At 37.1% G+C, this 14,184-nt stretch carries 16 protein-coding genes; 7 read left to right on the forward strand and 9 right to left on the reverse strand.

Going from position 1 to position 14,184, the window contains the following annotated elements; translation table 11 throughout:
* Positions 1–44 precede the first annotated feature (44 nt).
* Both PP182_RS00990 and PP182_RS00995 read left to right on the forward strand, forming a co-directional pair.
* Positions 45–773: a carboxypeptidase-like regulatory domain-containing protein gene (locus PP182_RS00990; RefSeq protein WP_272649459.1), complete on the forward strand. Its 729-nt coding sequence runs from the start codon at positions 45–47 to the stop codon at positions 771–773.
* Positions 773–1,789, forward strand: a complete 1,017-nt coding sequence (locus PP182_RS00995) for a transglutaminase domain-containing protein (protein ID WP_272649460.1) — start codon at positions 773–775, stop codon at positions 1,787–1,789. The genes PP182_RS00990 and PP182_RS00995 overlap by 1 nt, the downstream gene beginning before the upstream one ends.
* 50 nt (positions 1,790–1,839) lie before the next feature.
* Here PP182_RS00995 and PP182_RS01000 read toward each other — a convergent pair whose 3' ends face one another.
* The 7 genes from PP182_RS01000 to PP182_RS01030 all read right to left on the reverse strand — a co-directional run bounded on the left by PP182_RS01000 (position 1,840) and on the right by PP182_RS01030 (position 7,905).
* The gene (locus PP182_RS01000) at positions 1,840–2,571 is read right to left on the reverse strand and encodes a LytR/AlgR family response regulator transcription factor (RefSeq protein WP_272649461.1); all 732 of its coding nucleotides are present in this window, start codon (positions 2,569–2,571) and stop codon (positions 1,840–1,842) included.
* The gene (locus tag PP182_RS01005; RefSeq protein ID WP_272649462.1) at positions 2,568–3,638 is read right to left on the reverse strand and encodes a sensor histidine kinase; all 1,071 of its coding nucleotides are present in this window, start codon (positions 3,636–3,638) and stop codon (positions 2,568–2,570) included. The genes PP182_RS01000 and PP182_RS01005 overlap by 4 nt, the downstream gene beginning before the upstream one ends.
* Positions 3,639–3,790: 152 nt before the next feature.
* On the reverse strand, positions 3,791–3,985 hold the full coding sequence (locus PP182_RS01010; protein WP_272649463.1) for a hypothetical protein: 195 nt from the start codon (positions 3,983–3,985) through the stop codon (positions 3,791–3,793).
* A 242-nt stretch (positions 3,986–4,227) separates the two neighbouring features.
* Entirely contained in the window at positions 4,228–4,755 is a 528-nt protein-coding gene (locus PP182_RS01015) for a DUF4136 domain-containing protein (protein WP_272649464.1), read from the reverse strand.
* Positions 4,756–4,786: 31 nt separating this feature from the next.
* Positions 4,787–5,497 (reverse strand): ion transporter, encoded by a 711-nt coding sequence (locus tag PP182_RS01020; protein WP_272649465.1) that lies wholly within the window; start codon positions 5,495–5,497, stop codon positions 4,787–4,789.
* A gap of 12 nt (positions 5,498–5,509) precedes the next feature.
* A complete protein-coding gene (gene obgE, locus PP182_RS01025; RefSeq protein WP_272649466.1) occupies positions 5,510–6,511 on the reverse strand; it encodes a GTPase ObgE in 1,002 nt (333 codons plus the stop codon).
* 287 nt (positions 6,512–6,798) lie between these two features.
* Positions 6,799–7,905 carry an adenylate kinase gene (locus PP182_RS01030; protein ID WP_272649467.1) on the reverse strand — a complete coding sequence of 369 codons (1,107 nt, stop codon included), beginning with the start codon at positions 7,903–7,905 and terminating at the stop codon, positions 6,799–6,801.
* 102 nt (positions 7,906–8,007) lie between these two features.
* Here PP182_RS01030 and PP182_RS01035 point away from each other — a divergent pair, with 102 nt between their 5' ends.
* From PP182_RS01035 to PP182_RS01045, 3 genes are all read left to right on the forward strand, one after another.
* Positions 8,008–9,162, forward strand: coding sequence for a 5-(carboxyamino)imidazole ribonucleotide synthase (locus PP182_RS01035; RefSeq protein ID WP_272649468.1), 1,155 nt, complete (start codon positions 8,008–8,010; stop codon positions 9,160–9,162).
* A gap of 3 nt (positions 9,163–9,165) precedes the next feature.
* Complete coding sequence (purE, locus tag PP182_RS01040) at positions 9,166–9,654, forward strand: 5-(carboxyamino)imidazole ribonucleotide mutase (protein ID WP_272649469.1); 489 nt, start codon at positions 9,166–9,168, stop codon at positions 9,652–9,654.
* Positions 9,655–9,721: 67 nt separating this feature from the next.
* Positions 9,722–11,746 carry a M3 family metallopeptidase gene (locus tag PP182_RS01045; RefSeq protein WP_272649470.1) on the forward strand — a complete coding sequence of 675 codons (2,025 nt, stop codon included), beginning with the start codon at positions 9,722–9,724 and terminating at the stop codon, positions 11,744–11,746.
* 273 nt (positions 11,747–12,019) lie between these two features.
* Here PP182_RS01045 and PP182_RS01050 read toward each other — a convergent pair whose 3' ends face one another.
* Positions 12,020–12,373, reverse strand: a complete 354-nt coding sequence (locus tag PP182_RS01050) for a rhodanese-like domain-containing protein (RefSeq protein ID WP_272649471.1) — start codon at positions 12,371–12,373, stop codon at positions 12,020–12,022.
* Positions 12,374–12,551: 178 nt separating this feature from the next.
* Here PP182_RS01050 and PP182_RS01055 point away from each other — a divergent pair, with 178 nt between their 5' ends.
* Together PP182_RS01055 and PP182_RS01060 are read left to right on the forward strand one after the other, a co-directional pair.
* A complete protein-coding gene (locus tag PP182_RS01055; RefSeq protein ID WP_272649472.1) occupies positions 12,552–13,109 on the forward strand; it encodes a sigma-70 family RNA polymerase sigma factor in 558 nt (185 codons plus the stop codon).
* Positions 13,109–13,336, forward strand: a complete 228-nt coding sequence (locus PP182_RS01060) for a hypothetical protein (protein ID WP_272649473.1) — start codon at positions 13,109–13,111, stop codon at positions 13,334–13,336. Before PP182_RS01055 ends, PP182_RS01060 begins: the two co-directional genes overlap by 1 nt.
* On the opposite strand, the gene PP182_RS01065 is transcribed toward PP182_RS01060, so the two are convergent.
* The gene (locus PP182_RS01065; protein ID WP_272649474.1) at positions 13,333–14,154 is read right to left on the reverse strand and encodes a hypothetical protein; all 822 of its coding nucleotides are present in this window, start codon (positions 14,152–14,154) and stop codon (positions 13,333–13,335) included. The two genes, PP182_RS01060 and PP182_RS01065, sit on opposite strands and share 4 nt — an antisense overlap.
* Positions 14,155–14,184: the final 30 nt, after the last annotated feature.

Below are 14,184 nucleotides of genomic sequence, written 5' to 3' on the forward strand. Positions count from 1 at the left end.
TCAAACTAACATAGTTTAGAGGTAATCATTAAAACCACTTAATTATGAAAAAAGCATTTAGAATTTCCGTAAACCAGCCTTGTTCAGAAAATTTCATTAATTTTAAAAAGACCGAATTAGGTGGTCATTGTAACCGTTGTCAAAAAGAAGTCATTGATTTTACCCAATTTTCAGATTTGGACATAGCAAGGCACTTTACAAATGATAATGGAAAAACATGTGGACGTTTTAGGACTTCACAACTTAAGAATTATGAATTTGATTCCGTAAATAACATGAACACAAATCTATTCTCCAGAACTTTAGGCATTGCCAGCTTTTCACTTTTGGCCTTATGTGTAACAGCTCCTATTGTTGCACAAGATGTTGCCCAAGCAAATCCTGTGATGGAAATGACCATATCCAAAGAATTAAAAAGTGATTCCGTTGCCAAAGTGGATAGCTATACAGTTACCGGCACAGTATTGGACGAAAGCAATTTACCGATACCGGGGGTCAACGTCATCCTAAAGGGAACCTCTGAAGGTACTTCGACCGATTATGATGGAAAATTTGAGTTTCCAAGACAATTGGAAGCTAACGATGTATTGGTGTTCAGTTATATTGGTTACGACACCAAAGAATACACGGTAAAAGAAAGTACAAGCGAAACCATAGATATCACCATTGTTTTTGATGCTACCGATATTGAACTCATGGGCGATATCGTTGTGGGCGGTGCCTACAAATCCAAAAGAAATATTTTTCAAAAATTTATCGCTCTATTCAAATAATGCGATATAGCTTCTTAGTTTTCTTGCTCCTTTGCACCTCTGCTATTGGGCAGTACAATCCTACAAAAACTATCAATTATAAAAAGGCGGATAGTATTGCTTTAGCGCATAGCGGGCAAAGTTTAAGAAACTTGCCGTTACTGACCCACGAATTAACGGTCAATTTAAAAACTGATATTGAAAAGTTTAGGGCAATATATACATGGGTCTGTACCAATATTGAAAATGACTACCATTCCTATTTAAAAACCCGTAAGAAACGGAGAAAAATGGAAAAGGACAGGGAGGCATTTTTAGCATGGAACAGCAGTTTTACACCCAAAGTCTTTGAGCGACTGGTAGAAGAAAAAAAAACAGCCTGCACGGGTTATGCGTATTTAATCAATGAAATGGCAAATCTTGCCGGTTTTAAATCCAAGATCATCAATGGATATGGAAGAACCCCTACCCTATTATTGGATGCCGAAAATCCACCGAACCACTCTTGGAATGCCATACAACTAGAGGATAAATGGTATTTGTGCGATGCCACGTGGTCCGCAGGAAGAATTTTGCTCGATGACGATGGCCCACGATTTGAACAAAAATATGATGATGTCTATTTTCTTGCTGACCCTGTTTTATTTATAAAGAACCATTTTCCATTGGAAAAAGAGTTATCGCTTTTGGATGAAACACCCACATTGGAAGAGTTTATTGAAGGACCGGTGATGTACAAGGAGGCCTTTTCGAATGAGGTAATTCCACACCTACCAAAAAAAATGCATGTGGAAGTCGCCAAAAATGAAATAATCACATTTGATTTTATCGTTCCTGAAAACTTTGACACCAAATCACTCCACATAGACCTGAACAATAGAGGCAGGGATATCATGGTTGAACCGAGCATTAAATTCTTACAAGGCAATATAGTGCGCTTGGAGTATAAATTTGAAAGAACCGGGTTATATGACACACATATCAAAATAGGTGAAGATTTGGTAGCTACTTATGTGGTTAGAGTACATAGGAAGTAAACAATCAGCATGGAAGGTACATTATATTTTAATCTGAATGATCGTATACACTAGAGGCTCATTTTGTCCTTGAATAGATAGGACTGTCTTCTTGAAACTTCCACTTCTTCTCCATTCATCATGGTCAACTTAAGTTTGCCATTGAACCATGGGACCACGGTATCAATAAAATTAGTATTTATTATTTGCTGGCGATTAGCCCTGAAAAAATACTTTTCGGGCAACTTCTCCTCTACTTGATTTAAAGACTTGTACAACATGGGTTTTTCATCCTGGAAAAATACTCTAGTGTAGTTTCCCACAATCTCAAAATGGGAAATATCTCCAACTTTAATAAGCCAACATTTTTCACCATCCTTTATAAATATTTGACTGTTACCTGTTAATCTTTGGTCGTTCTCATCACTCCTTTCCTTGGTATCCTCCAGCTTTTCCTCGACTTTTTCTATGGCTTTGGCAAAGCGCTTTTCATTTATGGGCTTCAATAGATAGTCTAAAGCATTATAATCGAAGGACTTTATGGCGTATTCGTCAAAGGCAGTTGTAAATATGGTGATAGGTACCTCATCTAACATCTCCAATAACTCAAAACCATCTTTTTCCGGCATGTTGATGTCCAAAAAAAGTAAGTCGGGAGAATTTTCATTGATTAACTTAAAACCATCGTCCACATTCTCCGCTTCCCCAATTATTACTATTTGGGAATAACCCTTAATAAATTCCTTTAACTCATTACGCGCTAATCGAGAATCCTCAACTATGACAGCTTTTATCTGGCTCATGACAATGGGATAATTATGGTTGCGACTACCTCATCATCAACCTCTTTAAGAAAAAAGGAGGCTTCGTTTCCATAGAGTAGTCTTAATCGTTGTTTAATATTTTGAAGGCCCAGTTGTGTGGAGTCCTTAGCAATTTGCAAACTTCCCGTATTTATGACCTTAATAATCAAACCTTGGATGTCCTTTTCTGTAATTAATTTTATTGTTCCGCCTGTTTTAAGGTTAGAAATACCATGTTTTGCCGCATTTTCTACCAAGAGTTGAATAATCATCGGTGGAATTTTTATTTCCAATGTATCATCCTGAACCTTCTTTACAAACTGCAATCTTTCCTCAAATTGAATCTTGGAAAGCGCTATATAATTCTCTACCATTTCCAGCTCTTCTTCCAAATTAATGGCATTGACATTGTTTTTTGCCAAAGAGTAACGGAGCATTTCCGAAAGTTTGGTCAGCATATCCCGAGATTTATCAACATCTTCTAGCATCAATCCTCTTATATTATTTAAACTATTAAACATAAAATGTGGATTTATCTGTCCTTTCAAGGTATTCAATTGAGCTTGCCTTAGTGTAGCGTTTAGTTCGGCGCGTTCCAACCTATCAGCATTTAATTTGGCAACTATCTTTACGGAAAGGTAAAATATGGTCCAGCCAAAAATAGTTATGAAAGAGTTGATCACCATTAAACCCACACCAAAGTCCTTATACATTTCAGGAACTTTAATATCTTCCTCGGCAAATTTACCCATACAATAACCTGTACCATAGGACAAGCCAAAATAAACTAGGGCAGCCACAGCAATACCTAATAGTATTTTTAGGATTTGAGAGGACTCAAAAACATCAAAATTTATTATTCTCTTTAAGTAGTAACGTAGAAGACTTGTTGAAATAAGACCCACAAAAAATGTAGATAAAAGCCCATACTTAAAAGTATCCGTTCCTTTATACCCATCAGCATCCGGAGTAAAGGCATAGGCAATAAAGACCAATCCGCCCCAAGACATGAATTGGACAAACCAAAATGAAATTGCCCAACGATGTTTTTTAATGAAGGAAGCCATTTTTTAAATTATAAGGTAAATATAGGGGAACCAAAAAAATTAGTTTCAGCCTCTATGGCTGAAACTAAAATAATACCTGAATAACTAGTACCATAATAAATTTTACAATTGCGATCATGCTCTTTGTTTTATTGTTTTATGGATTGGATTAATTAAGCTTTGCTGGCAATTTCCTCTTTGCTAGTCTCCCTATTTAAAAGAGATACTCCTACCAGTGTTAAACCAGCATATAATGGAAAAAAGTAATTCATTAGACTTAATTCTTTGTAAGCTCCTATTAGTGATACAAGTACGGTTAAAGTACCGATAGCTAATACAGTTAATTTTGTTTTGTCGATTGTTTTCATGACGTTGTTTTTAATTGATTAATAATACGATGTAAAACTAATGGACAAGTATGAAGAATTTAAATGATTTATGATGAACGGTAGAAAGATATGACCGAACGGGAATTTTATCTTACCAAAATGTAAATATTTGATTACTAAGTAATTATACCGTTTTAATATGACAAAAGAAGGCTCAGAACCTCCATAAATAGGAGGTTCCCAAAGAAAGTAGGGGTATTTCACCAACTACAGTATAAAGACTATTTCCGGGTTTTTGGAGGGTACTTCTCGAATATTCTAACAACCAATTCTTGCATGTTTTTTTCTCGAGCTGAAGGTGTTTCACCTTCCCTGTAAGGAGCTTTGCTTATGGCCTGCCAAATTAGGACATCCTTTTTGGCATCTATGAAATTCACCTCAATTTCCCTGGTAAGTTTGGGCGATCCCACGGGGATACCCATAGAAACACCACCACCAAGCGCCCCCCTTCCACCACCTACGCCAATACCTACACTATTACCGGACTGGGATTCGTATACCACACTTTTTACGTCAATAATCAAATCGGGCTCTTCTGAAAATTTTAGTCCCTTGGACTGCAATGTAATATCCATTGCCCTGAAGAATCGTTTCTCATCCAACTCGGCGATACCAGTCTGCATATGCTCCAAATAATTGTAAGTTGTGTAACTGGAAAAGTCCGTTCCTCTTTCATAATCATAGTTCACATTTATAGAACTACATGAGCAGCACAGTATCAGTACCATTAAAATATTTAAATATTTCATTATCAATATTTTAATTCAAGATAAGAAAAAATCAATCCTCATCTTTCTTATCCACACTTTTTGTAAGGGCAGATGAAATGATTCCTGTTGGGATGGCCACAATACCCAAACCTATCATTAAAATAAAAAAGGTAAATATTCTTCCGCCAATTGTTATTGGATAAACATCTCCATAGCCCACTGTGGTCAACGTTATTATGGCCCACCAAAGACTGTCGAAAACCGAGGAAAAATGTTCTGGTTGTGCTTGGTTCTCAAAATAATAAATCCCGACAGCTGAAAAATATATCAGAATAAGCGTGACAAATAAAAAAAGAAGAATCTCCTCCTTGGCCATAATGATGGCTCTTGTAAAGTGTTTAATCGCCCTGTTATAGCGCATTAGTTTAAGCATCCTAAACAACCGTAAAAATCTAAGTGCCCTCAATGACCTTAGGTCAACACCCATAGACAGGTAAAATGGAAGAATCGCCAGAAAATCTATGATACCAAAAAAGCTGAAAATAAACTTGCCTTTTTGGTCAGATACATAAATACGTAACGCATACTCTAGCGTAAACACAATGACACAAAATACTTCTATCCCGCGTAATAAATTTCTGGTTTCAGGTTTAAGATCGGGAACAGTTTCAAAAGAGAAGGAAACAATTGAAACTAAAATCAAAATCTGAATAAAATAGGCAAAGAATTTGCTTTTGGGATTTTCATTTAACTCCACAATATTTTTTAGATACTGTTTCATTCGGTAATCGATTTAATCATTCAACATCTTCCAGAGTTTATCCTTAAGTTCGGTGATTCCCATTTGTGCTACGGAAGATATGAACATATAGGGAACCCCTTTAAAATCTATATCCAGTTCCTTTTTCATTTCATCCATCAATTCATCGTCCAACATATCACTTTTAGAAATGGCGACCAATCGTTCCTTATGTAATAATTCTGGATTATATCTTTTTAGTTCATCCAACAAAATAGCATACTCCTGACTTATATCCTTACTATCTGCAGGAATTAAAAACAGCAAAGTAGCATTACGTTCTATGTGTCTTAGAAAATAATGACCTAAACCCTTTCCTTCGGCCGCCCCTTCAATAATACCGGGAATATCCGCCATGACAAAACTTTGAAAATCCCTATATTCAACAATTCCCAAATTAGGTTTAAGCGTGGTAAACTCATAATCTGCAATTTTTGGTTTTGCCGAAGTGATAACCGATAATAAAGTAGATTTCCCCGCGTTGGGGAAGCCCACTAGACCAACATCCGCCAAGACTTTTAGTTCCAGTAAAAAATAGGCTTCTTGACCTTCTATTCCTGGCTGTGCATATCTCGGCGTTTGGTTCGTTGAAGTCTTAAAATGCCAATTTCCGCGACCTCCCATACCACCTTCCAAAGCAATTTTTTCTTCACCATGCTCCGTAATTTCAAACAACACCTCATTGGTATCCGGATTCTTTACCACCGTCCCCAATGGCACATCCAAATAAACATCTGCACCATCAGCACCCGTACTTCTACTTTTGCTGCCATGTTCCCCATGTTCGGCCTTAAAATGCTTTTTGAACTTAAAATTCACTAAAGTCCAAAGATTCTGATTACCGCGAATAATCACATGACCTCCGCGACCACCGTCACCACCATCCGGTCCACCCTTGGTAATGTACTTTTCGCGATGAAGGTGCACGGAACCCTTACCGCCATTTCCGGAGGCTAGAAATACTTTTACATAATCAACAAAATTACCTTCTGTCATCCTGGGTGCAATTAATATAAATTGGGTACAAAGCTAAACAATATAGAAGAAGCACGGGGGCATCTTCAGGTTAACGAGTCATTAAAATAATATAGGTAAATTAAATAGGCCACAGCAATGAGAATGACCGTTAATATTGAACCGCAACCCATAAAAAAGCAGCTTTTTAAAGCGTCTTTTGGCCTAATTACTTCTTCCGCCATAGGCTTTACTACTTTTTAAGACTACTATATCTTGGTTATCTCTAAAGAGTATCTTAATCAAGATGTTATTTATGACAACTTAAATTACAAATTCTCAATGACCTTGGTTAATCGCAGGGTAATTTCATCAATAGTACCTATACCATTAACACTATGAAATTTGTTTTGTTCCTCATAGTATTCTTTAAGTGGAGCGGTCTTTAAGTTGTATTCGTCAAAACGGTTCCTAATCTTCTCCACATCTTGGTCATCCGATCTTCCACTGACCTTTCCTCTTTCTAAAAGACGTTCAATAAGGACTTCATCATTAGCCTCCAAAGCAATAGTTGCATCCACCTTCATATCCTTTGATTCCAAAAAGTTATCTAGTGCCTCCGCCTGTGCGACAGTTCTTGGAAAACCGTCAAAAATGAATCCGTCAGCTTCCGGGTTCTTGTCCACTTCCTCCTCCAACATTTTTATCGTTACCTCGTCTGGCACTAAATCTCCCTTATCAATGTAGGATTTTGCCAAAGTTCCCAATGCTGTACCGTTTTTAATATTATAACGAAATACATCACCTGTTGAGATATGTTTTAAATTGTATTTTTCTTTCAAAAATTGAGCTTGTGTGCCCTTACCCGCCCCTGGCTTACCAAAGAGTACAAGATTGATCATATGTTTTTGGTTTAATTGGTATACTTCTCTGAGATTTCTTCCTAATTCCTTATAGTCTAATCCATATCCCACAATAAATTTATTCGGTATTTCAAGACCTACATAATCTATAGGGTATTCTCCATTATAGACCTCTGCTTTGTAAAAAAGACTTGCAATTTTGAATTCCTTGACCTTGGTATTACCGAACAAATGCACCAATTTTTGCAAAGTTCGGCCTGTATCTATTATATCCTCGAGTATAATTATGCTCCGACCTTCTATATTATCGGGAACATCTAAAAGTGTTTCCACTATTCCAGTAGAAGTAAGGCCTTGATATGAACTCAATTTTACAAATGAAACTTCGCAAGCATGTGGGTAAGCCTTTAAAAAATCGGACACGAACATAAAAGCGCCATTAAGAACACCAACGAAAATAGGTGTTTGGTCCTCGTATTCCACGGCAATTTCCTTGGCCATTCTTTCAATAGCATCCAATATTTCCTTTTCGCTAAGAAAAGGTTTGAATAATTTGTCGTGTAATTGTATCAATTATAAAAAAATTAGTAAGGTTGGCAAATATAGGGTTTTGCCCTGTGTTTTTGAATAATGGGGAATCAGATTCTAAGATTTAAGCGTATTTTTGTATCACTTATGAACTATTTCTCTTCTGAATTTAAACTAGGAATCCTTGGTGGGGGTCAACTGGGCAAAATGATGCTCTACGAAACCCGAAAATGGGATGTTTGGACCAAGGTACTGGACGCTTCACCAGAAGCTCCCTGTAAAATTTCATGCAACCAATTTGTTAAAGGTAGCCTGCTCGATTACGACACAGTTTATGAATTTGGCCAAGGGTTGGACGTACTTACCATAGAAATCGAAAACGTAAATCTTGATGCTTTAGACCAACTAGAGAAAGATGGACTAAAAGTGTTTCCCCAACCAAGAGCATTACGTATCATTCAAAATAAGGCGAAACAAAAGCTTTTTTATGTGGACCATGGAATCCCAACAGCGGATTTTCAACGTTTTGCTTACTTAAGCGAAATTGAGGACAGCATTCAAAACGGAGGCCTAAAATTTCCTTTTGTATGGAAGGCGGCACAATTTGGTTACGATGGCCAAGGAGTTAAGGTGGTTAGAGCTTTAAGTGACTTGGAGGGTTTACCGGCCGGTGAATGTATAGCCGAAACAATGATTCCATTTAAAAACGAACTTGCTGTCATTGTTGCAAGAAATGACGACGGAGAAATAAGAACCTACCCTGTCGTTGAAATGGAATTTCATCCGGAAGCCAATCAGGTAGAATATGTTATCTGTCCGGCTCGAATTGACGATAAAGTAGCGAGCAAGGCTAGGGAACTTGCCCTAAAGGTTGCCCAAAAAATTAAACTGACCGGATTATTGGCCGTTGAAATGTTCCAGACCGAGGATGATAAAATTTTGGTCAACGAAGTAGCACCAAGGCCACATAATAGTGGGCATTATAGTATTGAAGCCAGTTACACCAATCAATTTGAACAACATATCCGATGTATTTTAAATTTACCCCTTGGCGCCACAGAAAGTAAGGTGGCTGGGATTATGGTAAACTTGGTTGGAGATGAAGGTCATACAGGTGATGTGGTCTACGAAAATATAAATCGGATATTGGAGATGGACGGGGTTACCCCACATATTTACGGAAAAAAACAGACGAGACCATTCCGAAAAATGGGACATGTAACCATTGTGGACCAGAACATTGACCAAGCTAGAAAAACTGCACAAAAAGTAAAGGAAACGATTAAAGTAATCAGTAAATAAATTATGAGTAAAGTAGCCGTAGTAATGGGAAGCACAAGTGACCTGCCGGTAATGCAGGATGCTATTGATATCTTAAGGGGCTTTGATATTGAAGTTGATGTTGATATAGTATCGGCCCATAGAACTCCCGAAAAACTATTCGACTTTAGTAAAAATGCCCACAAAAATGGATATTCCGTTATCATAGCCGGTGCGGGCGGAGCAGCACATTTACCAGGTATGGTAGCTTCCATGTCACCACTACCGGTTATTGGCGTACCCGTAAAAAGTAGTAACTCTATAGATGGCTGGGATTCCGTACTATCCATTCTTCAAATGCCCGGCGGAGTTCCTGTCGCCACAGTTGCCCTTAATGGAGCTAAAAATGCAGGCATCCTTGCCGCTCAAATTATAGGTAGTTCGGATAAGTGTGTTCTGGACAAAATAATACTATACAAAGAAGGCCTTAAACAAAAGGTAATCGATGGAGCAAAGTCAGTAAGTAAAAAATAGTTAGTTGTAAATTAATTTTGATTGCGAAAAATAATCCGCAGACAAATAGAAAACATAGCACCATAAAATGAATCCCCTTTTAGAATCTTTTGATACCGCACCTTTTTCAATAATAAAAACCGAGCATTTTAAGCCCGCCTTCATACAGGCCATGAAAGACGCAAAAGCTGAAATTGATGCAATTACGGCTAATACCGAAAAACCTACTTTTGAGAATACTATCGAAGCTTTAGAATTTGCAGGTCAACAGTTGGAAAGAATATCAAGTACATTTTTCAACCTTAATTCTGCCGAAACCAATGAAGAAATCCAGAAGATTGCCCAAGAGGTTTCTCCGATGCTTTCGGAGTTCGGGAACGACATCACGTTAAATGAAGCCTTGTTTAAAAGAATCAAAGCGGTCTACGAACGAATGGACTCCTTGAATCTGGACGTGGAACAAAAGACCTTACTAGAAAAAAAGTATAAGAACTTTAGTAGAAATGGTGCAAATCTGCCAGAAGACAAGAAGCGAAAATTACGCGAAATAGATACCGAACTTTCCAAACTGAAACTACAGTTTGGAGAAAACGTATTAGCGGAAACCAACAAATATCAATTACATCTTGCGGATGAGAACGACCTTGACGGTTTACCCGATGGTGAAAAAGAAGCTGCTGCCCACTTAGCTTCCTTAAAGGGAAAGGAAGGTGGATGGATGATAACACTCGATTACCCGAGTTATATTCCATTTATGAAATACGCCAAAAATAGGGAGCTAAGAAAAACCCTTTCAATTGCTTTTGGCAGTAAAGGTTTTCACAAAGATGAATTGGACAATCAAGAAAATGTTTTAAGAATTGCCAAACTAAGATATGACCGGGCAAATTTACTTGGGTACGAAACCCATGCCCATTTTGTGTTGGAAGAGAGAATGGCGGAAAGCCCTGGTAAAGTCCATGATTTTCTAAAGGAAATTCTTGAAAAGGCCAAACCAGCAGCCGAACGGGAATTTAAACAATTACGGGATTTTGCCAACAAAACGGACGGTATTGAAAACTTGGAAAAATGGGATGGTAGCTACTATTCGGAGAAATTAAAGCAAAAACTCTTTGATCTGGATGATGAAAAACTAAAACCATATTTTAAACTCGAGAATGTCATTGAGGGAGTTTTCAAAGTTGCCGAAAAACTGTTCGATTTAAAATTTGAAGAGGTTTTTGATATTGATAAGTACCATGAAGATGTAAAAACCTACAGGGTTGTTGATGGCGAAGGACAATTTATATCCTTGTTTTATGCGGATTTTCATCCAAGACCAGGAAAACGTGGAGGTGCTTGGATGACCTCTTACAAATCTCAATGGAAACGCAATGGTGAAAATGTTCGCCCACATATTAGTAATGTTTGCAACTTTACCCCATCAACAAAAAGCAAACCGTCTTTGCTTACTTTTAATGAGGTGACTACACTATTCCACGAGTTTGGACATGGTTTGCACGGAATGTTGGCCAATACAAAATATCCCAGCCTATCGGGTACTTCGGTGTATTGGGACTTTGTTGAGCTTCCCAGTCAGGTAATGGAAAATTGGTGTTATGAGCCGGAAGCTTTGGAACTATTTGCAAAACACTATGAAACTGGTGAGGTCATTCCTGTAGAACTCATCACCAAAATTAAGGAGTCGGCCACCTTTCAAGAAGGAATGCAAACCTTGAGACAATTGAGCTTTGGCCTATTGGATATGTCATGGCATGGAATTAACCCTTCTGAGGTAACCGATGTTAAAAAACATGAGGATGAGGCATTTGAAGGAACAAAACTTTATCCAGATACTCCAGAGACCTGTATGAGTACTTCGTTTGCCCATATTTTTCAAGGAGGTTATTCCTCAGGATACTACAGCTATAAATGGGCAGAAGTCCTAGATGCAGATGCCTTTGCCTACTTTAAAAAGGAAGGCATCTTCAACAAAGAGGTTGCCAACAAATTCAAAGAGAATATACTTGCTAAGGGGGGTACCGAAAATCCTATGACCCTTTATAAACGTTTTAGAGGTGCGGAACCGAAAGTGGAAGCACTATTGAAGAGAGCTGGACTTCTGGACGAATAGTGTTTTAATAAAATTCGAAATTTTAGTATTAGAATACAATCTTTAGAAAGATTAAGTATAACTTTTTCTACGGTTATTTGGCACACTTTGTTTTGGCAACCTTAAACATGAAGCGTTAACCCTTACCAAGAAAATTTGAACTAGGAATTAAGGTTATTTTCATTGCTTCTTGCAATATATATTCTGTAAGTACAATGGAAGAGATTAAAATGAGTTACCAGGTAATTAATTTAAAATCGTTTTCCGATAACTATACCCCCGTCAAATGTTATATCAATTTTGTTTATAGGCATCATAACCACCCTCGAGATTTATGACATTTTTGTAGCCCAAGGAAAAAAGTCTTTGTTGGGCTTTGGCACTCCTTCCCCCAACCTTACAGTAGACATAAATGGTCTCGTCCTTATCAATTTTTTCAACCTGTTTGTCAAAATCTTCATCGAACCAGTTAACGTTAACAGCGTTTTCTATATGGCCCTGACTATATTCCTCTGGAGTTCTGACATCCAAAAGTGTTATTTCGGAAAGCTCTTCCTGAGTGACACTTGTAATAGGTTTGGAAGAGGGCGTTTGAGCGCAGGATACAGTTAAAAGAATAGAAAAAAATAAAAACAATTTAAATTTCATGACAGCAATGTTATGTTTAAAATACTTAGAAGATTGATGAGATAGTAAAAAAGTACCATTCTTTTGTTAATACCCTAATTATTAAATTACTACCACTTGGTAAATATAAATATTATGAAGCTAGTAAAATTGATTCCTTAAAAGGAAAATTCTATTACTTTTGGAACAATTTAATAAAATGACCGAACATCAATTATATCCTGATACTTGGGTAGATAACTATGCCGACTACCTTTTTAACTATGCTGTTGGAAGAGTTAGCGACAGTGAGGTTGCCAAAGACTTAGTATCGGAAACTTTTTTGGCGGGTCTTAAATCGGCTAAAAACTACAAGGGTGAGGCAGCCGAAAGAACCTGGCTAATCGCTATTCTAAAAAGAAAAGTCATAGATTATTACCGCAAATCCAATTCAAAAAAAGGTAAGGCAGAGGTTCGTATGAGTTCTAGTTCATATGGCGACAGTGAAGGGGATTGGCTCGAGGAAAAAGTCGCTGACCCAAACGGTAATATGGCCGACGGTTTCATGGAAAATGAAGAATTGGGCCTTGCAATACAAGCATGCATTGCCAAATTACCACAAAAACAGGCTCTAGTTTTTAAAATGAAAACGATTCAAGGTATTAGTACCGAAGAAATATGTAATGAACTAGGAATAAACCCGTCTAATCTATGGGTTTTGGTTCATAGAGCTAGAACAGCGTTAATGGAATGTCTAAATCAAAAATGGTTTAAATAATGATTTCTTGTGAAAAAGCAGCGGATATTTGTACCAGGGCTCAATATAATGAAGCCTCTTTTACGGAAAGGATGAAATTAAAATTTCATCTCCTTTTTTGTAAAATTTGTGCAGAGTATAGCAAGTACAATAGAACCCTCACTACATTATGTAGCCAGGCACGGCTTAAAACACTATCTGAACAGGAAAAATTGGAATTAAAAGAACGTATGAAGAGCGGACTTTAAATTAACTCTACTATTAAAATTAGAAAATACCAAGCAATAGGAATTGCTTCTACCCAGAAGGAGGCAAAATATTTACCTTGATTCCTACCAAAGGAGAACATCAAGATTTCCAGACCCAAAAAAAGTATTGATTTTACCCATATTTCACTTTCGGATATTTCATCCTTTAAAAAAGTGACTAAGAAAAATAGTAAGACAATTATACTGCCGATAAATTTTGTTGCTTGTACTCCAATTCTTTGAGGAAGGGTTTTTAGCTCCGGACTGTCATACTTTAAATCCCTTACTTCAAACGGGATTAATAAGACCAAAACAAATAAGATTCTTTGTAAGGATTCTATCCAAACATCCCAAGAAATAGGCTCATTTGCCCCAAGGCAAGGGAGGATAACGGTAGCTCCAGACCAAACTAAAGCAACGATAAATATTTTAAGCCCCCCTAAGTTCCTTAGATTTTGCATTTTCGGTAGTACCGGAATCGCATATAATCCAGTCAATGCCACCAAAAATAATAGGGCTATCCATATATCTAGATTAAGAAAATAAGCATGATACAAACAGATAAAAATTGCGATAAAACTTACGAGTTGGATACTCTTGTGATAAGGATTGGCTACAATTATATACTTCTCGGCCTCTACCCCATATTTTATAAAGTTATAGCAGGCAATTGTGCCAAATAAAAGGAACCAAGCTAAATGTTCATCCCTTTGAAAATCGAATGTTTCAATGGTTATATGGGTAAGTGCATAAACTCCAAAGGCAACATGGATACTTGCATTGATATAAAATTTAAAAAAACGATGCAAGCTCTTCATAAAACAAAAATACCCAAACTGTTTATAAAC

The sequence above is a fragment of the Maribacter sp. PR1 genome, from assembly GCF_028464145.1.
Taxonomy (GTDB): Bacteria; Bacteroidota; Bacteroidia; order Flavobacteriales; family Flavobacteriaceae; genus Maribacter.

What these genes read in the sequence shown, in the direction of transcription:
- PP182_RS01010 (WP_272649463.1), bottom strand. Translation starts at nt 3,985, where the DNA reads ATGAAAACAATCGACAAAACAAAATTAACTGTATTAGCTATCGGTACT.
- PP182_RS01035 (WP_272649468.1), top strand. Translation starts at nt 8,008, where the DNA reads ATGAACTATTTCTCTTCTGAATTTAAACTAGGAATCCTTGGTGGGGGT.
- PP182_RS01045 (WP_272649470.1), top strand. Translation starts at nt 9,722, where the DNA reads ATGAATCCCCTTTTAGAATCTTTTGATACCGCACCTTTTTCAATAATA.
- PP182_RS01015 (WP_272649464.1), bottom strand. Translation starts at nt 4,755, where the DNA reads ATGAAATATTTAAATATTTTAATGGTACTGATACTGTGCTGCTCATGT.
- PP182_RS01005 (WP_272649462.1), bottom strand. Translation starts at nt 3,638, where the DNA reads ATGGCTTCCTTCATTAAAAAACATCGTTGGGCAATTTCATTTTGGTTT.
- PP182_RS00990 (WP_272649459.1), top strand. Translation starts at nt 45, where the DNA reads ATGAAAAAAGCATTTAGAATTTCCGTAAACCAGCCTTGTTCAGAAAAT.
- PP182_RS01000 (WP_272649461.1), bottom strand. Translation starts at nt 2,571, where the DNA reads ATGAGCCAGATAAAAGCTGTCATAGTTGAGGATTCTCGATTAGCGCGT.
- PP182_RS01050 (WP_272649471.1), bottom strand. Translation starts at nt 12,373, where the DNA reads ATGAAATTTAAATTGTTTTTATTTTTTTCTATTCTTTTAACTGTATCC.
- PP182_RS01065 (WP_272649474.1), bottom strand. Translation starts at nt 14,154, where the DNA reads ATGAAGAGCTTGCATCGTTTTTTTAAATTTTATATCAATGCAAGTATC.
- PP182_RS01055 (WP_272649472.1), top strand. Translation starts at nt 12,552, where the DNA reads ATGACCGAACATCAATTATATCCTGATACTTGGGTAGATAACTATGCC.
- PP182_RS01020 (WP_272649465.1), bottom strand. Translation starts at nt 5,497, where the DNA reads ATGAAACAGTATCTAAAAAATATTGTGGAGTTAAATGAAAATCCCAAA.
- PP182_RS00995 (WP_272649460.1), top strand. Translation starts at nt 773, where the DNA reads ATGCGATATAGCTTCTTAGTTTTCTTGCTCCTTTGCACCTCTGCTATT.
- obgE (WP_272649466.1), bottom strand. Translation starts at nt 6,511, where the DNA reads ATGACAGAAGGTAATTTTGTTGATTATGTAAAAGTATTTCTAGCCTCC.
- purE (WP_272649469.1), top strand. Translation starts at nt 9,166, where the DNA reads ATGAGTAAAGTAGCCGTAGTAATGGGAAGCACAAGTGACCTGCCGGTA.
- PP182_RS01060 (WP_272649473.1), top strand. Translation starts at nt 13,109, where the DNA reads ATGATTTCTTGTGAAAAAGCAGCGGATATTTGTACCAGGGCTCAATAT.